The sequence below is a fragment of the Bradyrhizobium sp. HKCCYLRH2015 genome, from assembly GCF_051168215.1.
In the GTDB taxonomy this organism is placed as follows: Bacteria; Pseudomonadota; Alphaproteobacteria; order Rhizobiales; family Xanthobacteraceae; genus Bradyrhizobium.
The window spans coordinates 408273-432038 of the sequence record NZ_JBNPUO010000009.1; the positions used below are offsets into that span (position 1 = coordinate 408273).

Annotated in this window: 16 protein-coding genes; 5 read left to right on the plus strand and 11 right to left on the minus strand. The window is 64.7% G+C overall.

The window, feature by feature from the left end:
• The first annotated feature begins 37 nt into the window (after positions 1-37).
• Positions 38-1849: a glycoside hydrolase family 15 protein gene (locus ACQR1H_RS24905; protein WP_315805430.1), complete on the plus strand. Its 1812-nt coding sequence runs from the start codon at positions 38-40 to the stop codon at positions 1847-1849.
• Between the two features lie 23 nt (positions 1850-1872).
• Here the strand turns inward: ACQR1H_RS24905 and ACQR1H_RS24910 are convergent, their stop codons facing one another.
• Genes ACQR1H_RS24910 through ACQR1H_RS24935 form a run of 6 tightly spaced genes read right to left on the minus strand, consistent with a single transcriptional unit; the run spans position 1873 to position 9392 of the window.
• A complete protein-coding gene (locus ACQR1H_RS24910) occupies positions 1873-2685 on the minus strand; it encodes an HAD family hydrolase (protein ID WP_434908333.1) in 813 nt (270 codons plus the stop codon).
• Positions 2686-2704: 19 nt separating this feature from the next.
• Positions 2705-3199 carry a gluconokinase gene (locus ACQR1H_RS24915; RefSeq protein ID WP_316177739.1) on the minus strand — a complete coding sequence of 165 codons (495 nt, stop codon included), beginning with the start codon at positions 3197-3199 and terminating at the stop codon, positions 2705-2707.
• A gap of 22 nt (positions 3200-3221) precedes the next feature.
• Positions 3222-3971, minus strand: a complete 750-nt coding sequence (gene pgl, locus ACQR1H_RS24920; protein ID WP_316177740.1) for a 6-phosphogluconolactonase — start codon at positions 3969-3971, stop codon at positions 3222-3224.
• Between the two features lie 2 nt (positions 3972-3973).
• Positions 3974-5497 carry a glucose-6-phosphate dehydrogenase gene (zwf, locus tag ACQR1H_RS24925; protein ID WP_315805434.1) on the minus strand — a complete coding sequence of 508 codons (1524 nt, stop codon included), beginning with the start codon at positions 5495-5497 and terminating at the stop codon, positions 3974-3976.
• The gene (gene gnd / locus ACQR1H_RS24930) at positions 5494-6531 is read right to left on the minus strand and encodes a phosphogluconate dehydrogenase (NAD(+)-dependent, decarboxylating) (RefSeq protein ID WP_434908334.1); all 1038 of its coding nucleotides are present in this window, start codon (positions 6529-6531) and stop codon (positions 5494-5496) included. The genes zwf and gnd overlap by 4 nt, the downstream gene beginning before the upstream one ends.
• A gap of 14 nt (positions 6532-6545) precedes the next feature.
• Entirely contained in the window at positions 6546-9392 is a 2847-nt protein-coding gene (locus tag ACQR1H_RS24935; RefSeq protein WP_434908335.1) for a bifunctional transaldolase/phosoglucose isomerase, read from the minus strand.
• A 1193-nt stretch (positions 9393-10585) separates the two neighbouring features.
• Here ACQR1H_RS24935 and ACQR1H_RS24940 point away from each other — a divergent pair.
• From ACQR1H_RS24940 to ACQR1H_RS24950, 3 genes are all read left to right on the plus strand, one after another.
• The gene (locus ACQR1H_RS24940) at positions 10586-12529 is read left to right on the plus strand and encodes a PrkA family serine protein kinase (protein ID WP_315805437.1); all 1944 of its coding nucleotides are present in this window, start codon (positions 10586-10588) and stop codon (positions 12527-12529) included.
• Between the two features lie 224 nt (positions 12530-12753).
• Positions 12754-14031 carry a YeaH/YhbH family protein gene (locus tag ACQR1H_RS24945; RefSeq protein WP_315805438.1) on the plus strand — a complete coding sequence of 426 codons (1278 nt, stop codon included), beginning with the start codon at positions 12754-12756 and terminating at the stop codon, positions 14029-14031.
• Positions 14028-15566: a SpoVR family protein gene (locus ACQR1H_RS24950; protein ID WP_315805439.1), complete on the plus strand. Its 1539-nt coding sequence runs from the start codon at positions 14028-14030 to the stop codon at positions 15564-15566. The genes ACQR1H_RS24945 and ACQR1H_RS24950 overlap by 4 nt, the downstream gene beginning before the upstream one ends.
• A gap of 29 nt (positions 15567-15595) precedes the next feature.
• Here the strand turns inward: ACQR1H_RS24950 and ACQR1H_RS24955 are convergent, their stop codons facing one another.
• Positions 15596-16006: a VOC family protein gene (locus tag ACQR1H_RS24955; RefSeq protein WP_434908336.1), complete on the minus strand. Its 411-nt coding sequence runs from the start codon at positions 16004-16006 to the stop codon at positions 15596-15598.
• A gap of 374 nt (positions 16007-16380) precedes the next feature.
• Between ACQR1H_RS24955 and ACQR1H_RS24960 the strand changes: the two genes are divergently transcribed.
• The gene (locus ACQR1H_RS24960) at positions 16381-17646 is read left to right on the plus strand and encodes a TMEM143 family protein (RefSeq protein WP_316178439.1); all 1266 of its coding nucleotides are present in this window, start codon (positions 16381-16383) and stop codon (positions 17644-17646) included.
• Between the two features lie 207 nt (positions 17647-17853).
• On the opposite strand, the gene ACQR1H_RS24965 is transcribed toward ACQR1H_RS24960, so the two are convergent.
• From ACQR1H_RS24965 to ACQR1H_RS24980, 4 genes are all read right to left on the minus strand, one after another.
• On the minus strand, positions 17854-18909 hold the full coding sequence (locus tag ACQR1H_RS24965) for a 2-oxoacid:ferredoxin oxidoreductase subunit beta (protein ID WP_434883971.1): 1056 nt from the start codon (positions 18907-18909) through the stop codon (positions 17854-17856).
• Positions 18906-20756, minus strand: coding sequence for a 2-oxoacid:acceptor oxidoreductase subunit alpha (locus ACQR1H_RS24970; RefSeq protein ID WP_434908337.1), 1851 nt, complete (start codon positions 20754-20756; stop codon positions 18906-18908). Before ACQR1H_RS24970 ends, ACQR1H_RS24965 begins: the two co-directional genes overlap by 4 nt.
• Positions 20726-22525 carry an FAD-dependent oxidoreductase gene (locus ACQR1H_RS24975; RefSeq protein ID WP_316177756.1) on the minus strand — a complete coding sequence of 600 codons (1800 nt, stop codon included), beginning with the start codon at positions 22523-22525 and terminating at the stop codon, positions 20726-20728. The genes ACQR1H_RS24970 and ACQR1H_RS24975 overlap by 31 nt, the downstream gene beginning before the upstream one ends.
• Positions 22526-22985: 460 nt before the next feature.
• Positions 22986-23654: a hypothetical protein gene (locus ACQR1H_RS24980; protein WP_434908338.1), complete on the minus strand. Its 669-nt coding sequence runs from the start codon at positions 23652-23654 to the stop codon at positions 22986-22988.
• Positions 23655-23766: the final 112 nt, after the last annotated feature.

Consider the following 23766-nt stretch of genomic DNA (forward strand, 5'->3'; position numbering starts at 1 on the left):
TGCGGGGATCGAGGGGGCAATTGCACGCGGATGCCGAATGTCCTGCAGGATCGAAGATTACGCGCTGATCGGTGATTGTGAGACGGCTGCCCTCGTAAGCCGAAACGGTTCGATCGACTGGCTGTGCTGGCCGGCGTTCGATTCCGACGCCTGTTTCGCTTCCCTGCTGGGCGATCGCAGCCATGGTCGCTGGCTGATCGCGCCACGCGGCGATATCCGCTCGACGTCCCGCCGCTATCGTGGCGACAGCCTCATCCTCGAGACGCGGTACGAAACCGCGACCGGCACCGTCGAGCTGGTCGATTTCATGCCGCCGCGGGGCAGCGCCTCCGACGTCGTCCGGCTGGTCCGCGGCGTCGCCGGCCGGGTCGCCATGCGGATGGAGCTGATCATCCGTTTCGGCTTCGGCATCGAGATTCCCTGGGTCAAGCGCTCCGAGGATCGCTCCGCGCTGCTTGCCATCTGCGGCCAGGACATGGCGGTGCTGCATACGCCGATCGCCACCCGCGGCGAGGACATGACCACGGTTGCGGAGTTCGAGGTCGCGGCCGGCGACACCGTGCCGTTCGTGCTGACCTACGGTCCCTCGCATCTACCGGTGCCCAAGGCGATCGATCCGCTTCAGGCGCTTGATGACACCGAGACCTTCTGGGCCGACTGGTCGCGCCGCTGCACCTATCAGGGCGAGCACCGCGAACTCGTGATGCGCTCGCTGATCACCCTGAAGGCGCTCACCTATGCGCCGACCGGCGGCATCGTCGCGGCGCCGACCACGTCGCTGCCGGAGAAGCTCGGCGGCCGGCGCAACTGGGACTATCGTTTCTGCTGGCTGCGTGACGCGACGTTCACGCTGCTCGCGCTGATGAACTCGGGCTACACCGAGGAAGCGCTGGCCTGGCACAACTGGCTGCTGCGCGCCGCCGCCGGCGCACCGGCCTATATGCAGATCATGTACGGCATCATGGGCCAGCGGCGGCTGATGGAGTGGGAGGCCGAGTGGCTGCCCGGCTACGAAGGCGCCCGGCCGGTGCGGATCGGCAACGCCGCGCACGCCCAGCTCCAGCTCGACGTCTACGGCGAGCTGATGGACGCCTTCCACCAGGCCCGCATGACCAGGCTCAAGCTGGAAGACGGCACATGGGACCTGGAATGCGCGGTGCTCGATCATCTCACCGACGTCTGGGACCAGCCCGACCACGGCATATGGGAACGCCGCGGCGACGGCCGTCACTACGTGTTTTCCAAGGTGATGACCTGGGTGGCGTTCGATCGCGCGATCAAGAGCGCGGAGAAATTCGGGTTCAAGGCGCCGCTGGAGCGCTGGCGGCGGCTGCGCGAGACCATTCATCGCGACGTCTGCGCCAAGGGTTATGACGAAAGCCTCGGCAGCTTCGTCGAGTCCTATGGCTCGCGGTTGCTCGATGCCAGCCTGCTGCTGTTGCCGGCGGTCGGCTTCCTCCCCAGCTCCGATTCGCGCATTCGCGGCACGGTGGACGCGATCGAACAGCATTTACTACGGGACGGCTTCGTGCTCCGGCACGATCCGCGCGATGTCCCTCCGGACGAGCAGCAGCCGATCGAAGGCGCGTTCCTTGCCTGCACGCTGTGGCTGGCCGACGCCCATGTCCTGGCGGGCGATACGGAAAAGGCCGAGACGCTGTTCCGCCGCGTGGTGAACATCGCCAACGATGTCGGACTGCTGGCCGAGGAGTACGACAGCGAGGCCCGGCGGCAGACCGGCAATTTTCCCCAGGCGCTGACGCATATCGCGCTGATCAACACGGCGCAGAATCTGAGCAGCGCCAGGAAGGCCAGCGACAAACCCGCAAGGCAGCGGTCGGAGGCCTGAGCTCCCGCACGTCAGCTTGCGGATCAGCCTTGCGCGTTTTCCGCCAGGATCATCTCCATGGCATTGGCAAAGCCTTCGTCCTGATTGGACGTGGTGATGCGCTTGGCTTTGCTCTTCACCTCGTCACTGGCATTGCCCATGGCGATCGACAATCCGCTCACCTCGAACATCGCGACATCATTGTGCATGTCGCCGATGGTCGCGACTTGGTCGAGCGGGATACCGAGCCGCTGAGCCATCGCGCTGACGAAGGTGCCCTTGTCATGTCCGGGCGGAGTGATGTCGAGATAGTAGCTCTGCGAGCGCACCGCTGTCGCTTCCGCGCCCAATGCCTGCTGCATCTGGCTCTCGCAGCCCGCCAGCAGCGCGAAATCGCTGCTCGCGCCGACGATCTTGCAGGCGTTCGCCAGATAGGGCGAGAAATCGCCGACGATCGTCGGCTCCGCGCGTATCGCGCGCCGCTCGTTCGGGACGTACTCACCGTCCGGATTGCGCGTCACCCAGGCGTCGTTGGTGAAGACCCAGATGTCGACGCCGGCTTGATGCAGCAGGTCGACGCAGCGTGCGGCGGCCGCGGGCGGGATCAGGCTCTGCTCGAGCGGGCGCATGGCGGCGTCGAAGATTGAGCTGCCGTTGAACGGCCCCACCGGAAGGCTGATCTGCAGCGGCTCGATCAGAAAGCGCATTCCGATCGCGGGGCGGCTCGAGGTGAGCGTGAAGCCAACGCCGGATTCGTGCAGCCGCCGCGCCGCCTTCGCGGCCCGTTCGGTCAGAACCTTGTCCTTGGTCAGCAGCGTGCCGTCGACGTCGGATACGACGAGAGCGATGCGGGTCATGAGCCCTTCCTGTTTGCGGTCAGGCTCGTCCCTGACCGCTGTGAAGCTGTTGCAGGATGTCGTCCACGATCGCCGCGACCGGCGCGTCGACCGAGACCGTGATGGGATGCTCGGGGGTGCCAGGCGGTTCCAGGGTGGCGAACTGGCTGGTGAGCAGGCCCGGCGGCATGAAGTGCCCGGCGCGATGCTTCATCCGCTCGCCGATCAGCTCCTGAGTGCCTTGGAGATAGACCATGCGGACATCGTCGCGGCCGCCGACCAGGATATCGCGATAGGCCTTCTTGAGCGCCGAGCAGGCGATGATGATGTGCTGGCCCGCGCTGCGGCATTGCGCGATCTCCGTGGCAATGGCATGCAGCCAGGGCCAGCGATCCTCGTCGGTGAGCGGGTGGCCCGCGCTCATCTTGGCGACGTTCGCGGGCGGGTGAAAGCTGTCGCCATCCTCGAAGCGCCAGCCGAGGCGTTGGCCCAATGCTTGCCCGATCGTGCTCTTGCCGGAGCCGGAGACGCCCATGATAATGAGCGCATGGGGCAGGTCAGATGTCGCCACTTTGCCTCTCCGGCCAGGCCTCGCTGTCGATCAGCAGGATCGTCTCCCGAATCGAGCGGGCGCGATTGGCGGGCAGGTCTTCGCCGGCCAGCACGCGCGTCATGATCGCGCGCTTGTCGGCGCCGGCGACCTCGAACAGCATGGTTCGGCAGGAGGCGAGCGCAGGCAAGGTCAGGCTGATCCGCGGCACGAAGGGTGCGACGTGAGCCTTGTCGACGCCGACAACCCAGCGATCGGCGATATCAACAGCGGGAAAGCCGGGGAATAGCGACGCGACATGGCCGTCGGAACCGATTCCGAGCAGCACGAGGTCGAACAGCGGCCGCGCAGAGTCGAGCCGCGCGGCGCCGTAGAACGCTTCCAGCGCGCGCTGATAGTCGCAGGCACTGGCCTCCGGGTCCGATCTATCGGTCGCGATCGGGTGGATGTTGGCGGCCGGCGCGCAGGCATCGAGGAACGCGTGGCACGCCATGGTCATGTTGTGCAGGGGATCGCCGGGCGGAACATATCGTTCGTCACCGATGAACCAGTGCACGCGCGTCCAGGGAATCCGCTCGCGATACGCGTCCGTCGCCAGCAGCTGATAGAGCTGCTTCGGGCTCGATCCCCCGGTGAGGCAAACGGCTATCGTCGCCGGATTGGCATCGATCCGGGCCAGGAGATGTTCGGCCGCGACCCTCGCCATCGTCGCCCGGTCGGCGACGCGCACGAGGTTGCAGTCCTGCGGTCCGACCACGGCTAAACCAGCTTGCGCCAGCTGCGGCCGTCGCGGGCCAGCAGATCGGCCGCCGCTTCAGGTCCCTCGCTGCCGGCCGCGTAGGAATGCAGGCCATCGCGGCCGGCCTTCTTCCAGGCCTCGATGAATGGCTCGACGGCCTTCCAGCCGGCCTCGACGCTGTCGGCGCGCTGAAACAGGATGTTGTCGCCGATCATGCAGTCATAGATCAGCGTCTCGTAGCCGGTGGCGGGCTCGGCCTGGAAATAGTCCTTGTAGTTGAACTTCATCTGCACGCCGTCGGTGCGGATGGTCGGCCCCGGGATCTTGGTGTTGAACTGCAAGGTGATGCTCTGGGTCGGCTCGATGCCGATGACGAGATAGTTCTCGGCCAGGGTCTCGATCGGGGTGCAGCTGAACATCGCGAACGGCGCCTGGCGGAACTTGATCGCGACCTCGGTGCGCTTGGCGCCGAGCGCCTTGCCGGTGCGCAGATAAAACGGTACGCCGGCCCAGCGCCAATTATCGATGGTGAGCTTGAAGGCCGCGTAGGTCTCGGTGGTGCTGTCGGGGCGAACGTCCTTGCTCCTCACATAATCCGGCAGCTCGGCGTCGCCAATCATGCCGGCCGTGTACTGGCCGCGCACCGAGTTGAGCAGCGCCTCCCGTTCGCTCAATGGCTGGATCGCCGACAGCACCTCCGCCTTCTCGGAGCGGACGGTATGCGCATCGAACCGCGCCGGCGGCTCCATCGCCACCAGCGAGAGCAACTGGAAGAGATGGTTGGGGACCATGTCGCGCAGCGCGCCGGTCGCGTCGTAGAAGCTGCCGCGTGTGCCGACGCCGAGCTTCTCCTCGACGGTGATCTGCACGTGGTCGATGTGATGCCTGTTCCAGATCGGCTCGAACATGCCGTTGGCGAAGCGCAGCACCAGGATGTTCTGCACCGTCTCCTTGCCGAGGTAATGATCGATCCGGTAGATCTGGTGCTCGGTTACGAGCTGCAGCAGCGTGTCGTTCAGTTTCTTGGCCGAGGCGAGATCGGTGCCGAACGGCTTCTCCACCACGAGGCGGCGCCAGGCCTTGCCGTCCTCGCGAAGCAGCCCGACGCGCCCGAGCTGTTGCGCGATCGGCGCAAAGGCGCTCGGCGGCGTCGCCAGGTAGAACAGCCGGTTGCCGTGGGTCTCGCGCGCGGCCTCGAGCTTTTCCAGTCGCTCCTTCAACTGATCGAAGCTCTCCGGCTCCTTCGGATCGGCCTCGATCGCGGTCACGCATTGCAGGAGGCGCTGGGCGATCTCGTCCTCGATCGGACGCGTCGCATATTTGCGCAGGCCCTCCATCAGGTTGTCGCGCAGTTGCTCGCTCGACATGCCCTTGCGGGCAATGCCGACGATGCAGAACCTGTCAGGCAGCAGATGATTGGCCGCGAGATTGTAAAGCGATGGCAGAACGAGCCGATGGGTCAGATCGCCGGTCACACCGAAGATCACGAAGGCGCAGGCGTCAGGCTTCTGATGTCGCGGCTGGTGCGGATACAGCGGGGTCACGCGCGGTCGTCCCTGGGCTTGACGATCCCAGGCGCGCTCTGGCGCGCCGGATCTGGGTGCTGTTCGGGCTCCTTGTGCCCGCCGAAGCCTTCGCGCATCGCCGAGAGAATCTTCTCAGCAAAGGTGTGCTCCTGGCGCGAGCGGAAACGCGCGAACAAAGCGGCCGTCAGCACCTCGGCCGGCACGGCCTCGTCGATCGCCGCGTTCACGGTCCAGCGGCCTTCGCCGGAATCCTCGACATAGCCGGAATATTTCTCCAGGCCGGGCTGCCGCGCCAGCGCGCTGGCGGTGAGGTCGAGCAGCCAGGACGGAATGACGCTGCCGCGGCGCCACACCTCGGCGACGTCAGCGAGATCGAAGTCGAAGCGATGTGCCTCGGGCAGCGCCTCGCTGTTCGCGTTCCTGAGGATGTCGAAGCCCTCGGCATAGGCCTGCATCAGGCCATATTCGATGCCGTTGTGGATCATCTTGACGAAGTGGCCGGCGCCAGTCGGCCCGGCATGGATGTAGCCCTGCTCGACGCGCGGGTCGCGGCCGTCACGGCCCGGTGTGCGCGGGATGTCGCCGAAGCCTGGCGCCAGCGTCGCGAAGATCGGATCGAGCCGGTCGACGACCGGCTTGTCGCCGCCGATCATCATGCAGTAGCCCCGGTCAAGGCCCCAGACTCCGCCGGAGGTGCCGACGTCGACATAGTGCAGACCGCGCTCCCTCAGCGCCTTGCCGCGGCGGACGTCGTCCTGCCAGAAACTGTTGCCGCCGTCGATGACGACGTCGTCTTGGCTCATCAGCTTGGTGAGCTGCTCGACGGTGGCTTCCGTGATCTTGCCGGCCGGCAGCATGATCCAGGCGTGCCGCGGGGGAGCGAGCTTGCCGACGAATTCCTCAAGGCTCGCGGCGCCCACCGCACCCTCGGAGACCAGCGCAGCGACCGCCTTTGCGTCGCGATCATAGACCACGCAGGCGTGTCCCGCGCGCATCAGGCGGCGCACGATGTTGCCGCCCATCCGCCCGAGACCGATCATTCCCAATTGCATCGACGACGCCCTTCCTAGCTCAGCGCTTCACTGATCGCGCTGTCGAGCATCTTCAGGCCCGATTTCAGATTGCCCTTGAGATGGACCCGAAGAGCCCGGCGCCCGCGCTCGGTGAGCACGTCGAAATCGCCGCGCGCCTGCGCCGCCTTGATCACGCCGAAGCTCGCCTTCTGCCCGGGGATGGGCAGATCCTCGGCGTCGTCAGCCGTGATCTGGAGAAACACGCCGCTGTCCGGACCGCCCTTGTAGGCCTGGCCGGTCGAGTGCAGGAAGCGCGGACCAAACTCGGCGCAGGTGGCAAGGTGCTTGGCATCGCGCAGCCTCAGCCGGATCCGCTGTAGCGTGTCGATATTGCCGGCGTTGCGGTCGACATAGCCGAGCAGGGCGATGTAGTCGCCGGCGCCGGCGCGGCCAAGATGCGCCTTCAGCCAGGACGCGAGCGTGCCGTCGGCGCCATGCTCGCGCAGGCTCTCGGCGTTCTGAGCATCGGTGTAGAGCTCGCAGCCCTTGATCGATGCAACCGGCTGCTCCTCCGGCAGCGCGCCGCTCTGCTCGAACGCCGCCGTCAGCTCGCGGGTCTTGATCTTGGCGGCTTCGACGTCGGGCTGGTCGAACGGGTTGATGCCGAGCACGGCGCCGGCGACGGCGGTCGCCATCTCGAAGCGGAAGAATTCCTGCCCGAGCTGGTCGATCGACGTCATGACGATGCGCACGACCGGATGGCCGGCCTCCTCGAGCGCGGCGAGCTTCGCATCATGGCCGGTCACGTCGTCGCCGTCGACCTTGATATCGATGAAGAAGCGGTCGCTGCCATAAAGCTCAGGCGACGCCACCGGTTCGCCCTCGATCGGGACCAGGCCCTTGCCCTCCTTGCCCGTGGACTCCGCGATCAACTGCTCGGCCCAGGCGCCGAAATCGGCGATCTTGGGCGAGGCGAAGATCGTCACCTTGTCGCGGCCTTCGAGGCCGGCAAGACCCATTGCCAGACCGAGCTGCACGCCCGGGTTCTGGAGCGGCGGCACGTCGGGCCCGCAGGAGCGCACCATCGACAGCGCCTGCGTGATCAGCTTGCGCACGTCGATGCCCGCGGTCGCGGCCGGCACCAGGCCGAACGGCGACAGCACTGAATAGCGGCCGCCGATGCTCGGCTCGCCATGGAAGATGCGGGCGAAGCCTTGCGCCTTGGCCGCCTTCTCCAGCGACGAGCCGGGATCGGTCACGGCAATGAAGCGGTGGCCGGCCTTGTTCGGCCCGATCGCCTCGGACACACGCGCGAAGAAATAGTCCTTCATCGCGTTCGGCTCGGTGGTGCCGCCCGACTTCGAGGAGACGATGAACACCGTCCTGGTGATGTCGATCGCCTTCTCCATCGCGCGCACCTGCGCGGGATCGGTGGAGTCGAGCACGTGCAGCCTGGGGAAGCCGGCCTTGCGCGGAAAGGTCTCGGCCAGCACCTCCGGCCCGAGGCTGGAGCCGCCCATGCCGAGGACCACGGCGTCGGAAAACTTCTGTCCCTTCACCCGCTGCGCATAGTCCTCATAATCGGCGATATCGGCCTTGTCAGCGCTGGTCAGCCAGCCCAGCCATTTGTGCTCGTCATGGCCGGTCCAGACCGTCGCATCCTTGTGCCAGAGCCGGCGGATCCTGGCGTCCTTGCGCCAGTCCTCGGTAGCGGAGGCGACCTTCTTCTCCAGATCAGCAGCAATGGCGATCGTCTGCTGCCCAAGTCCTGCTCCCAGCACGACGGCGCGCTTGTGCGCAACCGCGCCGTAGAGCTTGTCGGCGGCGTCCGCGAACTGCTTGACGCCGTCGACCACGAGATCCGCGGTGATGTCGTCGAGGGATATGCCGGTCTTCGCCAGATCCTCCAGGGCGGCCCGGGCGGCGTCGACGTCTTCCTCCAGACTGTCGCGCACCTCTCCGTGATCGCGGAAGGCATCCAGCGTGGCCGGCGGCACTGTGTTGACGGTGTTCGGTCCGATCAGCTCCTCGACATAGAGGACGTCGCGGTAATCCTTGTTCTTGGTGCCGGTGGAGGCCCAGAGCAGTCGTTGCGGCTTGGCGCCGTGCGCGGCCAGCCGCTCCCAGCGCGCGCCGGCGAACAGCCGCTTGTAGTCCTGATACGCCATCTTGGCGTTGGCGATGGCGATCCTGCCCTTGAGCGCGGCCAGCCGCTCCTTCTCCGAGGGATCGTTGGCCTGGGCGATCTTCGCGTCGAGCTGCTTGTCGACCACGCTGTCGATGCGGCTGACGAAGAACGACGCCACGCTGGCGACATGCGACGGATCACCGCCGGCGGCGACATAGGCTTCGAGGCCGGCAATGTAGGCTTCGGCGACCTGGCGGTAGACTTCTTGCGAAAACAGCAAGGTGATGTTGACGCTGATGCCCTTGGCGATCAGGTGCTGGATGGCCGGCAGGCAGGCGTCGGTCGCCGGCACCTTGATCATCAGATTCCTGCGGTCGACCGCCTTCCAGAGCTGCTCTGCCTCGGAAATGGTGCCCTTGCTGTCCATCGCCAGATAGGGCGAGACTTCGAGGCTGACGAAGCCGTCATTGCCATCGAAGCGGTCGTAGACAGGCCGCAACACGTCGGCGGCATTCTGGATGTCCTCGACGGCGACGGCCTCGAACAGCTGCGTGGGCGATCGATCGCCGTTCTTCAGCGCCGCGGCGATCGGCGCGTCATATTCATCGGAGCTGCCGATCGCCTTCTCGAAAATCGCGGGATTCGAGGTGACGCCCTTGACGCCATCCTCATCGATCAGCCGCTTGAGGTCGCCCCTGGCGACGAAGCCGCGTGCGAGGAAATCGAGCCAGACCGCCTGGCCGTGTTCTTCGAGAGCTTTGACCGGATTCATGATGCCTATCTATGTGCGTCGGCTTGCTTTTTCGGGTTCCCGCCTGGCGGCCTGCCAGGTCGTGGACCTCACATGAACAACTATGCGCCAGCCCACAGGAGAACGCCATTCATAATGGATTGATCCCTCTGGAATCCCAAGAGCTTCGTACCGGGTGCGACGTGCCGGCGGCGTGCGCTCGGCGGGAGACTTGCAGGCACTCTGAAGCAGGCACTCTGAAGCAGGCACTCTGAAGCAGGCACTCTGAAGCAGGCAGTCTGAAGCCTGCGGCCGGCCGTTCGACCAAGGCGGGGGAAAGGCCCGCCAAGCGCGGCCGGTGTTCGGCTCGCGTCGGTCTATGCGGCTCCCGCGCCGGAGGTCTCCCATCGTGGGCGAGCAAATGCCGCCGATCAAACCTTCTCCGCCTTGCAATGCTGGAAAGGGGCCACATGTGTTCTGGGTAATGGTGCCTCACGTCACAGATCAAGGCGAGCGTGTTGCGATTGTCGCCTCGGCTGCGCCTCGTGATTGGCGGATAACCCATGATGCTTTCTGCTTGCAGACATTCGGTGGCGAGCCGCACCCTGATCATGGCAATGATCAGCATCGAGTGATCCGTCCGGCTTCGGCGGTGCGTTGCGTCACGACATTCGGTTCTAGCGGTGAACATGTGTGCGGATGGCGCTGTGAGATGCGCGCGTTCATCGCTCGCCGGGTCATGATGACATCGTATGAGCGCCGGCCGACGCGCTCGCAGCTTGGCTGTGTCTGTTTGACCAGCCGTGGCTGGCGCGCATCACGTCGCGCCACGAATGAGACATTCGCTGCCCGGCGCAGATGCGCGACGATTGGCGTTCACTCGCGGTTCACTTCCGGAAGGGAGACTGATTGCGGAGCTGTCACGCCACCAGTTCACGTGGCTTCACAACACCTTGTGCGGCGCAGGAAGACTACGGTGCCGGGGTATTGCGGATGTTGCGAAGCAGAGACAATGAGGTACAAATGGGGAGAGTCGGCCGGCTTTTGCCGAACTATTGAGCGAAGTGCATGTTGATAGGGCATATGCTGCATGCACTTTGCGTTGCGGAAAAGGACGAAGACGGTGCCCAATGGGGGCTAGCGCGCTTCACTCTGAGTCGGTTCGGGATCAGCAGGAACGTACTTAGATCTCGGCCCGTTGCAGCAGTGCGGCGGAACCTACGTGGAGAGGGATCATGTACAACGATTCGTTGTTCAACGCGTTCGCAAGGTCGTTCGAGGCACGCAGCCAGACCGACATGTCGATGCAGGAATATCTAGAATCGTGTCGAACCGACCCGATGCGATACGCGAACGCCGCTGAACGACTACTAGCTGCGATCGGTGAGCCTCAGATGATCGACACGGCCAAGGACCCACGCCTTGGCCGTATTTTTTTGAACCGGACGGTTCGGCTGTATCCCGCGTTCGCCGGCTTCTATGGCATGGAAGACACGATCGAGCGCATCGTCGGCTTCTTCCGCCACGCCGCGCAAGGTCTCGAAGAGCGCAAGCAGATCCTCTATCTGCTCGGACCGGTCGGCGGCGGCAAGTCGTCGCTCGCCGAACGGCTGAAGCAGTTGATGGAAGCTCATCCGATCTACGTGCTCAAGGCCGGTGATGAGCTGAGCCCGGTCTTCGAATCGCCGCTCGGCCTGTTCGATCCCGACACGCTGGGCCCGATGCTCGAGGAGAAATACGGCATTCCGCGCCGCCGTCTATCCGGTTTGATGAGCCCGTGGTGCTACAAGCGACTCGAGGCCTTCGGCGGCGACATCTCGCAGTTCCGCGTCGCCAAGATCCAGCCGTCGCGGCTGCGGCAGATCGCGATCGCCAAGACCGAACCGGGCGACGAGAACAACCAGGACATCTCCTCGCTGGTCGGCAAGGTCGATATCCGCAAGCTCGAAACCTACGCCCAGAACGATCCCGACGCCTACTCCTATTCGGGCGGCCTCAACCGCGCCAACCAGGGCATCCTCGAATTCGTCGAGATGTTCAAGGCGCCGATCAAGATGCTGCATCCGCTGCTGACGGCGACGCAGGAGGGCAACTATATCGGCACCGAGAACATCGGCGCCATTCCCTACAACGGCGTGATCCTCGCCCACTCCAACGAGGCGGAGTGGCAGAGCTTCAAGACCAACAAGAACAACGAAGCCTTCATCGACCGCATCTGCGTCATCAAGGTGCCGTACTGCCTGCGCGTCACCGAGGAGCGCAAGATCTACGAGAAGCTGATCCAGGGCTCCGAGCTCGCCACCGCGCCCTGCGCGCCGGCGACCCTGGACACCCTGGCCCGCTTCTCGGTGATGTCGCGCCTGCGCAAGCACGAGAACTCGACCTTGTACGCCAAGATGCGGGTCTATGACGGCGAGAGCCTGAAGGAGTCCGATCCGAAGGCGCGCAGCGTGCAGGAATATCGCGACGCCGCCGGCGTCGACGAGGGCATGGACGGCATTTCCACCCGCTTTGCCTTCAAGGTCCTGGCCGCGACCTACAATCACGACACGGCGGAAGTGTCCGCCGATGCCGTGCATCTGATGTACGTGCTGGAACAGTCGATCAAGCGCGAGCAACTGCCCGAGGAGGTCGAGAAGCGCTACCTCGAATTCATCAAGGCGGATCTCGCGCCGCGCTACGCCGAGTTCATCGGTCACGAGATCCAGAAGGCGTATCTGGAATCCTACTCCGATTACGGCCAGAACCTGTTCGACCGCTACGTCGACTACGCCGACGCCTGGATCGAGGATCAGGACTTCAAGGATCCCGATACGGGACAGCTGCTCAATCGCGAGCTGTTGAACCAGGAGCTGACCAAGATCGAGAAGCCGGCCGGGATCGCCAACCCGAAGGACTTCCGCAACGAGGTTGTCAAGTTCTCGCTGCGCTCCCGGGCCCAGAACGGCGGAAAAAATCCGTCCTGGACCTCCTACGAAAAGATCCGCGAGGTCATCGAAAAGAGGATATTCTCGCAGGTCGAGGATCTGCTTCCGGTGATCTCGTTCGGGACCAAGAAGGACGGCGAGACCGAGAAGAAGCACGACGACTTCGTCGCGCGCATGGTCGAGCGCGGCTACACCGAGCGGCAGGTCCGCCGGCTGGTCGAGTGGTACATGCGGGTGAAGCAGGCGGGTTGATCGTGGTCCGGCGCCGATGTTCACTGCATGTGCTGCAGGCCATCGGCGGATGTTGGCGCCGGGACAACGAGGCGAGCGGAACGTTCGACGCTGAACTTTGATGGGACGCGTCGGGCAGCGAATGATGCGGGTCCGGTATCGGGTCTGATACTGCACCGCGGCATCGCGGCGGGGGAGAGCAGGAGTCGAAACCGCTGCAGCAGGAGGCGTATGGAAACGTGGTCATGCATATCATTGATCGGCGCCTGAATCCGGGCGGCAAAAGTCTCGAAAACCGTCAGCGATTTTTGCGCCGAGCCAAGGCGTTGGTTCAAGGAGCCGTGAAGAAGACGTCGCAGGACCGCGACATCAAGGACGTGCTCGAGGGTGGTGAGGTCTCCATCCCGCTCGATGGCATGGACGAGCCGCGCTTCCGCCGTGAGGGCGGCACCCGCGACATGGTGCTGCCCGGCAACAAGAAGTTCGTCGAGGGCGATATCCTGCCGCGCTCCGGTGACGGCAGCGGCCGCAAGTCGGCGCCGGGGCAGGGCGACAGCGAGGACGCCTTCCGCTTCGTGCTGAGCAAGGAGGAGTTCGTCAACCTGTTCCTCGACGATCTCGAGCTGCCCGATCTCGCCAAGCGCAAATTCGCCGAGGCCGAGAGCGAAGGGTTGGTGCGCGCGGGCTATTCGACGTCGGGTTCGCCAGCCAATATCTCGATCAGCCGCACCGTCACCCGCGCCTTGGCCCGCCGCGTCGCGCTGCGCCGGCCGCGGCCGGAGGCGATTGCCGAGCTCGAAGCCCAGCTGGAGCAGGAGACCGACGACGACAAGCGCGCCGCGCTGCTGGCCGAGCTCGAAGCGCTGAAGGCGAAGGCCAAGCGCATCCCCTTCATCGATCCGATCGACATCCGCTACCGCCGCTTCGAAGCGGTGCCGAAGCCGATCGCGCAGGCCGTGATGTTCTGCCTGATGGACGTGTCCGGCTCGATGTCGGAGCACATGAAGGACCTCGCCAAGCGGTTCTACATGCTGCTCTACGTGTTCCTGACCCGGCGCTACCGCCATGTCGAGATCGTGTTCATCCGCCATACCGATCGTGCCGAGGAGGTCGACGAGCAGACCTTCTTCTACGGACCGGCATCCGGCGGCACCCTGGTGTCGAGCGCCCTGCAATGCATGCACGACATCGTCCGCTCGCGCTTCCGGCCCTCGGACTGGAACATCTACGCGGCGCAGGCCTCCGACGGCGACAACGCGACCTCGGATTCCGAGAATGTCGCGCGGCTCCTGACCGACAACATCCTGCCGGTGTCGCAGTTCTTCGCCTATCTCGAGGTCGGCGAGTCCGGCACCTATTCGTTCGAGATGCCGGACTCCGCGCTGTGGTCGCTGTATGAGCGGCTGCGCGCCAATGGCGAGCCGCTATCGATGCGCAAGGTGCGCGACCGGAGCGAGATCTTCCCGGTGTTCCACGACCTGTTTCAGCGTCGCGGCACCACGCAGGAGAGGGCGGCGTCATGAGCGGACTGCTGTTCGAGGGCGCCGACTGGAATTTCCTCACCTTGCAGCGCATTCACGATACCTGCGAGAGGGTGGCGCACAAGGAGCTCGGGCTCGACACCTATCCCAACCAGATCGAGGTGATCACGGCCGAGCAGATGCTCGACGCCTATTCCTCGGTCGGCATGCCCCTGTTCTACAAGCACTGGTCGTTCGGCAAGCACTTCGCCTATCACGAGGCCTCGTACCGCAAAGGGCTGATGGGCCTCGCCTATGAGATCGTGATCAACTCCTCGCCCTGCATCTCCTATCTGATGGAGGAGAACACGGCGACGATGCAGACCCTGGTGATCGCGCATGCCGCGTTCGGTCACAATCACTTCTTCAAGAACAACTACCTGTTCAAGCAGTGGACCGACGCCGACGGCATCCTCGACTATCTCGACTTCGCCCGCGGCTACATCGCGCAATGCGAGGAACGTTATGGCCGGCTCGCGGTCGAGCATACGCTCGATGCCGCCCATGCGCTGATGTCGCATGGCGTCGACCGCTATCCCGGCAAGAAGAAGCTCGACTTCCGCGAGGAGGAGAAGCGCGCCGGCAAGCGCAGGCTCTATGAGGAGGGCCAGTTCAACGATCTCTGGCGCACGGTGCCGACCGGCCCGGTCAAGACCAATGCGATGCTGAACGTCGAGCGGCGCCGCGCGCTGCTCGGCCTGCCGCAGGAGAACCTGCTTTATTTCCTGGAGAAGACCGCGCCGCGGCTGGCGCCCTGGCAGCGCGAGCTGCTGCGCATCGTCCGCCACATCGCGCAGTATTTCTATCCGCAGGGCCAGACCAAGGTCATGAACGAGGGCACGGCGACCTACGTGCATTATCGCATCATGAACCGTCTGCACCAGGAAGGACGACTCACCGACGGCAATTTCCTGGAGTTCCTGCAGTCGCACACCAATGTCGTGTTCCAGCCGGAGTTCGACGATCCGCGCTACTCCGGCTTCAACCCCTATGCCCTTGGCTTTGCGATGATGCAGGACATCGAGCGCATCGTGAAGGATCCGACCGACGAGGATCGCGAATGGTTTCCGGACATCGCCGGCACCGGCGACGAAATGGCGGTGCTGCGTGACGTCTGGGCGAACTATCGCGACGAGAGCTTCATCAGCCAGTTCCTCAGCCCCAACCTGATCCGGCAGCTCAGACTGTTCCACCTGCATGACGATCCGGCCGAGCGCGCCGGCATTCTTGTCGATGCCATCCATGACGAGCGCGGCTATCGCCGCATCCGCCGCGAGCTGTCCAAGCAGTACGACGTCGGCTACATCGACCCCAACATCGAGGTGGTCGATGTCGATCTCGCCGGCGATCGCCGCCTGATGCTGCGGCATACGGTGGTCAAGGGCGCCCAGCTCAACGAGACCGACACCAAGCGCGTGCTGCAGCATCTCGCCGATCTCTGGAGCTACGACGTGTCGCTGGTCGAAGTCGATGCCGCCACCGACAAGGTGCTGAAGGAGTACGTGCTCAATCCCCGGATACAACCGGCGGCCGCCTAGCGCGGCCGCCAAGCCTTAGATATCAGCTGTTAGATCTCCGCGTACACTTCGAGCAGATTGCCGTCCGGGTCCCTGAAGAACAGGGTCCGGTGCCCGAAGGGCTGGTCCGTCGGCGGCTCCATGAGAGCGACGCCCTTGCTGGTCAATTCTGCCGCGCAGCGGTCGACATCGTTACGGCCCGCCTTGAACGCGAGCTGCAGCGAGGCGGCGCCTCGGGGCGTCAGCTGGTCCGATGCGAGCCGCTTCGGTTGCGCCAGCGCCAATGTATTGGCGCCGATCCGGTATTCGATCCAGCCCTGCGACAGCTCGCGCGCGATCGGGAAGCCCAGCACGTTCTCATAGAAGCCGCGCATCGCCGTCGAATCTCGGACGAGGATGATCGTATAGTCGATGGCGCGAATGGCGTTGAAGGCGGACTTGATCTCCGGGGTGCCGGTCATCGGGTTCTCCCTCTCTGTCAGCCCACTCTAGACCATGAAGATGATGTGCGTGTCCAAACCTCGCTTCGTCATAGCCGGGCTTGACCCGCCTGCGCGGCCGTAGCCGCTTCGGCGCGGCGAAGGCCCGGCCATCCATCTCTTCGCCAAGTGCATGGATGCCCGGGTCAAGCCCGGGCATGACGAGCGCGAGAACAGCAACCGCCGTCGACTTGGCGTTATGCATACGGGCATCGTCTTGCGTCACTGAGGAGCGCGCGCAATCCGGTCCCCGGCGAGTAGCGCAAGTCGGCTGAGCTCGCTATGTTACGGGGGAGCCGCCCGGCAGCAGCAGCGGGATCGGCTGTTGAGAACGTGGCAAGTCGGGCGTGACACGCGTGGTTGGACCAGGGGAGACGACGAGCCGGCGGGACCGGTTCATTCCGATACGCAAGTCCGAGGTCCTCGACGCCGTGATTTCGCACGGTGGACTGGACGACACGCAATCGGCCGACCTGCGCCGGCTCGCCCAGATGCTCGGTGCCATCCTGCATCACGAGTATTTCGACGAGCTCGATCGCCTGCGCGACGCCTATTTCGACTTCGATCCCGAAGTGCCGGTCGGGCGCCATCGATCGCCCGAGGAGCTCGACGCGGCCTATCGCAGCCTCGCCGACGAAGTCGTGCAGGTGCTCGGCGAGGCCAATTTCATCGAGATCAGCCATGCCGAGATCGAGCGCGCGTTTGCCGAGCATGCGCTTGTCAGGGTCAAGCTGAAGGCGTCGATCTCGGACTACCGCGCCGTCCGCATGTTCCGGCGCGGCCAGCATCAGGAGACGATCGAGGTCCCCATGTTGTATGGGCTGCGCCGGCGCAAGCATGAGATCGAGGTCTATGACGACATCATCCTGATGGTCGCGACCAGGCCCGACGAGCCGACCCGGACGAAGCGCAAGACTGCCGCCTGGCGCGGCCGCAACAAGATCCGCGGCGGGGCGGTGCTGTTCAAATATTTCCGTCACATCGCGCGCTTCGATCTCGAGGCGCTGCTGCCGAACGTCCGTGTCGTCATGGGGCTGCGCGAGCAACTGACGCTGGGCGTGCCGGCGCTGGTCGGCGGCGTGCCGATTCTGCTCAAGCTGGCCTCGACGCTCACCGTGCTGTTCATCGTCGCCGGCTTCTATCTCGGCCTCAGCGGCACCGTGCACGACAACGATACCGAGCAGGCGCTGGCGGCGCTGTCGGGCCTGTTCGCGCTCGGCGCCTTCATTCTCAGGCAATGGGGCAACTTCCATCGCCGGTCGCTGATCCATCAGAAGCAGGTCACCGACAACATCTACTTCCGTAACGTCAACAACAATTCCGGCATCTTCAACTACCTGATCGGCGAGGCCGAGGACCAGGACTGGAAGGAGGCCGTGCTGGCCTATGGCGGCCTGCTGCTGGCGTCGGTGCCGCTCTCGCGGGCTGCATTGGGCAGTCATGTCGAGGAGTTGCTGCAGCAGATGTTCGGGCTGGGTCGGGCGTTCAATATCGATGAGGCGCTGATCAGGTTGCGCGAGTTCGGCCTTATCAGCGGCGGTGATGATGCGCTGTCGGCGCTGCCGTTGCCCGATGCGATTGTGCAGCTCGAACGGGTGTGGGCGAATGCGCTGCGGTCATGAGATCGGGGCCTCATGGTTCGAGACGCGCCGTCAGTCCGGCTGTTGACGATGGCGCGACCGGTGGCGCGGCGCTTCTCACCATGAGGGGGGACGGCGAGGCGCCCTTGAAGGAGGGGCGCCACACATTCAGACCTCGTCCTGAGGAGCCCGCCGAAGGCGGGCGTCTCGAAGGACGGCTATGGGGAAGCTGTCAACGTAGCGATCAGCCTAGCGCAGGCTCGCGTTGATCTTGTCAAGCGCCGCCTGTCCCGGGCAGAGATCCGCGGCCTCCAGCCGGTTCAGTGGCCGCTCCACCGTATTGAGGTGGCTGTGCAGGTCGTCGGCCTCGGGGTCGACATAGAGCAACCCGGTCACGATCTGGCCTTGCGCGGCATGCTTCTGCAGGAAGGTCATGGCGCCGAGCCGGTCGTGCGGGTCGTAGTCGGCGTCGATCTTGCGCAGCGCCAGCCGCGAGCCGTCGTGCTGTTCGACGATCTGCACCGTGCCCGGATCCTGGTCGATCTCGATCGGATCGCGCCCGGTCAGCACGTCCAGCCGGTTCACGGCGTCATTGTGCTCGCGGACATAGTCGAAGCTCTTGGTCGAGCCGGCGTGATTGTTGAAGGCGATGCACGGGCTGATCACGTCGATGAACGCCGCGCCCTTGTGCTGGATGGCGCCGGCGATGATCGGCACCAGCTGCTTCTTGTCGCCGGAGAACGAGCGCGCGACATAGGTCGCCCCGAGCTGCAGCGCGATGCCGACGAGGTCGATCGGGTTGTCGGTGTTGGTGACGCCCTTCTTGGACTTCGAGCCGCGGTCGGCGGTCGCCGAGAACTGACCCTTGGTCAGGCCGTAGACGCCGTTGTTCTCGACGATATAGGTCATGTTGACGCCGCGCCGGATCGCGTGGGCGAACTGACCGAAGCCGATCGAGGCAGAATCGCCGTCGCCGGAGACGCCGAGATAGATCAGCTCGCGGTTGGCGAGGTTGGCGCCGGTCAGCACCGACGGCATGCGGCCATGCACGGTGTTGAAGCCGTGCGAATTGCCGAGGAAATAGTCCGGCGTCTTCGACGAGCAGCCGATGCCCGAGATTTTTGCCACCCGATGGGGCTCGATCGACAGATCGAAGCACGCCTCGATGATCGAGGCCGTGATCGAATCGTGACCGCAGCCGGCGCACAGGGTCGAGATCTTGCCCTCGTAGTCGCGATGGCTGTAGCCGAGCGCGTTCTTCTTGATGCCGGGATGCTGGAATTTCGGCTTTGCGATGTAGGTCATGATACGGCCTTGCGCAGCGGGGTGACCTTGATCTGGTCCTGATGGGCCCCGATCGCATCCGCGATGAAGCGCGCGGTGATCGGGGTGCCGTCATAGTGCAGGATCGGCACCAGACGGACCGGATCGATGCCGTTCTCGGTGACGATCAACTGGCGCAGCTGGGCGTCGCGGTTCTGCTCGACCACGTAGACGAAGTCGTGCTCGGCGATGAAGCTCGCCACGCTCGAATGGAACGGGAAGGCGCGGATGCGCAGCCGGTCGAGCTGGTGGCCGCGGGCCTCCAGCAATTCGATCGCCTCGTCCATCGCCGGCGCGGTCGAGCCGAAATAGATCACGCCGTATTTGGTCGGCTTGGCCGCGTTGGCCTGCAGCGGCCGCGGCACCATGTCCTCCGCGGTCTGGAATTTGCGCAGCAGGCGCTGCACGTTGTCGGCATAGACGGCGCCTTCCTCGGAATAGCGCGCGTAGCGGTCACGTGACGTGCCGCGGGTGAAGTAGGAGCCCTCCGTCGGATGCGTGCCGGGGTAGGTGCGGAACGGAATGCCGTCGCCATCGACGTCGAGATAGCGGCCGAAGTCGCGGCCTTCGTCGAGCATCTCGGCCGTCATCACCTTGCCGCGGTCATACTGCTTGGCATCGTCCCACTTCAGCGGCCGGCACAGCCGCTGGTTCATGCCGATGTCGAGGTCGAGCATCAGGAAGATCGTGGTCTGCAGCCGCTCGGCAAGATCGAACGCCGCCGCCGCGAATTCGAACGCCTCCGCCGGATCCTCGGGGAACAGCATCACGTGCTTGGTATCGCCATGCGAGGCGTATCCGCAGGCGATCAGGTCGCACTGCTGGGTGCGGGTCGGCATGCCCGTGGAAGGGCCGGCGCGCTGCACGTTCATGATCACGGCCGGAATCTCGGCGAAGTAGGACAGGCCGATGAACTCGGTCATCAGCGACACGCCGGGGCCCGATGTCGTGGTGAAGGCGCGGGCGCCGTTCCAGGAGGCGCCCACCACCATGCCGATCGAGGCGAGCTCGTCCTCGGCCTGCACGATCGCGTATTTGGCCTGCCCGGTTTCCGAATCGTGCCGCAGTTTCTTGCAGTGGTTGCTGAACGCCTCGGCCAGCGACGACGACGGCGTGATCGGGTACCAGGCGCAGACAGTCGCGCCGCCATAGACGGCGCCGAGCGCGGCGGCGTTGTTGCCCTCGATGAAGATGCGGTCGCCGACCTTGTCGGCCTTCCTGATGCGCAGGCCGATCGGGCATTTCAAATTCTGCAGCGCCCAGTCGCGGCCGAGATGCAGCGCGTGGACGTTGGAGGAGAGCAGCTTCTCCTTGCCCCTGTACTGCTCGCCGATCAGTTGCTCGATCAGCTTCGGGTCCATGTCGAGGAGGGCGGAGAGCGCGCCGAGATAGATGATGTTCTTGAACAGCTGGCGCTGGCGTGGATCGGAGTAGGTCGAGTTGGTGATCGCCGTCAGCGGCACGCCGATCACGTTGATATCGTCGCGGAACTTGCTCGACGGCATCGGCTTGGTCGAATCGTAGAACAGATAACCGCCGGCCACGATGCCGGCGACGTCCTTGTCCCAGGTCTGCGGGTTCATCGCGACCATCAGGTCGGTTCCGCCGCCGCGCGCGCCGAGATGGCCCGCTTCGGTGACGCGCACCTCGTACCAGGTCGGCAGGCCCTGGATGTTCGACGGGAAGATGTTGCGGGGGCTGACCGGCACACCGTGACGCAGCACGGCGCGCGCGAAGAGCTCGTTGGCGCTGGCCGAGCCGGAGCCGTTGACGTTGGCGAAGCGGACGACGAAGTCGTTTACGCTGCTGAGCGGCGCTTGCTGGGACATGCGTTACCTGCGTGGGTCGTCTCGATGAAATATTTCTGCATGTCCCACGCACCAGTGGGACAGCGCTCGGCGCACAGGCCGCAATGGAGGCAGACGTCCTCGTCCTTCACCATCACGCGCCCGGTCTTCAGATCCGACGACACGTAGAGGCTCTGGTCGGGATGAACAGACGGCGCCTTCAGCCGCGCGCGCAGATCGGCCTCCTCGCCATTGTCGGTGAAGGTGATGCAGTCCATCGGGCAGATGTCGGCGCAGGCGTCGCATTCGATGCACAGCGTGTCGGAGAACACCGTCTGCACGTCGCAGTTCAGGCAGCGATGCGCCTCGCCGAGCGCGAGCTTGACGTCGTAGCCGAGCTCGACCTCGGCGCGGATGTCCTTCAGCGCGACCACCTTGTCGCGGTGCGGCACCTTGAAGCGCTTCTCCGGCGAGACGTCGTTGTCATAGCTCCATTCATGGATGCCCATCTTCTGCGAGGAGACGTGCACCTCGGGCAGCGGCCGCTCGGTGATGTCCTCGCCGGAGAGCAGGCGGTGGATCGACAGCGCCGCCTCGTGGCCTTGCGCGACAGCCCAGATGATGTTCTTGGGGCCGAATGCGGCATCGCCGCCGAAGAACACCTTCGGGTTGGTCGAAACGAAGGTGGCCGGGTCGACCTTCGGCATGTGCCATTTGTCGAACTCCACGCCGCAATCGGCCTCGATCCAGGGGAAGGCATTCTCCTGGCCGACGGCGACCAGCACGTCGTCGCACTCATAGGTCACGTCGGGCTCGCCGGAGGGCACCAGCGAGCGCCGGCCCTTGTCGTCATATTCGGCTTTCACCTTCTGGAAGGTGACGCCGGTCAGCCTGCCATTGTCGTGAGTGAACGCGACCGGCACGAGATAATTGAGGATCGGAATGTCCTCGTGCAGCGCGTCCTCCTTCTCCCAGGGAGAGGCCTTCATCTCCTCGAAGCCGGAGCGCACGATGACCTTGACGTCCTCGCCGCCAAGCCGCCGAGCGGTCCGGCAGCAGTCCATCGCGGTGTTGCCGCCGCCGAGCACGATCACGCGCCTGCCGATCTTGTCGGTATGGCCGAACGACACGCTGGACAGCCAGTCGATGCCGAGATGGATGTTCGCGGCGGCTTCCTTGCGGCCTGGGATGTTCAACTCGCGGCCGCGCGGCGCGCCGGAGCCGATGAAGATGGCATCGTAGTTCTCGGCGAGCAGCGTTTTGAGGCTGTCGACGCGATGGCCGGCCTTGTAATCGACGCCGAGGCTGAGCACGTAGCCCGTCTCCTCGTCGATGACGCTGTCGGGCAGGCGGAACTTGGGAATCTGCGAGCGCATCATGCCGCCGGGCTTGGGATCGGCGTCGAACACGGTGCAGTGATAGCCGAGCGGCGCGAGGTCGCGTGCGACGGTCAGCGAGGCCGGGCCGCCGCCCACCAGCGCGATGCGCCGGCCGTTCTTCGGCGCCGGGCGCGGCATGCGCTGGTGCACGTCGTCCTTGAAGTCCGCCGCGACGCGCTTCAGGCGGCAGATCGCGACCGGGCTTTCCTCGACGCGCCCGCGTCGGCAGGCGGGCTCGCAGGGGCGATCGCAGGTGCGACCGAGAATGCCCGGGAATACATTCGATTTCCAATTGATCATGTAGGCGTCGCTGTAGCGACCCTCGGCGATCAGGCGGATGTATTCGGGGACCGGCGTGTGGGCGGGACAAGCCCATTGGCAATCGACCACTTTGTGAAAGTAGTCGGGAGCCGAGATATCAGTCGCTCTCATTCATACCCTGTCCGCGCGGCGAACCATGAGCGCGCGGCCTTCCTGACGTGAGGACGACTGTTTGTTCAGGATCGGCTGGGGATCGATGTGGGTCCGGAGCAGGTCCTGTTCGTCGCCCTTCTGCTTTTTGAATGGCTCAATTGAATAGTCTTATCAGACTAGAGCCATTCCAAGGCGCACACAAAGGCAAATTTGCAACGCTGCCCCTCATGCACAGTGTGCGCTGCCGCATTGCAGGCGCGATGCCGCCGCGTGCTGCGATGCGGGAGGTGGTGCGACAAACGATGACGGACTGGTGACGATGGTGGCTTTTACAGAACGAATGAGCGGACACGCGAGTTGCTCCGCACTCGGTCGTCATGCCCGGGCTTGACCCGGGCATCCACCTTTCCAAGATCTCCGAAGAGGATGGATGGCCGGGTCAAGCCCGGCCATGACGGCGGGGAATCAGACTGGCCAACTAACGCGCCGCAATATCAGCGCGGCTGAGGTCCCACATCAGGCGATAGATCCCGGCGGAAATCTGCGTCGCCAGCGGGCCGTCGACAGCCGCAAAACGCGTCGTCATCAAGGTCGCGATGGCGTGGCTGTCGGTGCCGTCGATCAGGATGAACCAGTCGGCGTCGCGCGAACTCGCTGGAACGCCAGCGGCGGGGCCGGACAGATCGGCATCGCCTTCGAGCAGGTGCATCGAGATCACGCCCTTGAGGTCGTACGGGTCGAGCTCGATCTGCAATGCCTCGCGCAACGCCTTGTCCTGCTCCGGCTTCGGGCGCAGCCGGATGATGCCCAGCACGGCGCCGCGGCCGGCCCCTTTCGAGATCGTGATGCGTGCGACGCTGCGGATCATGTTCTTGAAGCGCGCCATGACAGTCTTCGACCACTCCGTCGGCGCCTCGAGCCGAGCGCGATAGGCGTCGCTGTCGAGCACGTCGATCGTCTCGGTGGAGTACAGGCACAGATATTTCGGGCTGCCCTGCTCGGCGACATAGCGTCGCGCCTCGACGAAGCCGGGGATGGCCACGCGCTCTTCGAGATGCTCGCTGTCGTACCAATGGTTCAAATCGGCTTCATGCTCGGCATCGATGTTCATCGACGTCAACAGCATGCCTTTCCCGGCGATGGGCATCTTGAGCCTCCTGGTGCGTGTGGCTGATCCTCATGCTGAGGAGGCCGCCAAAGGCGGCCGTCTCGAAGCATGAGGCCCGAAGCATCGCGGGCCTCATGCTTCGACACGGCGC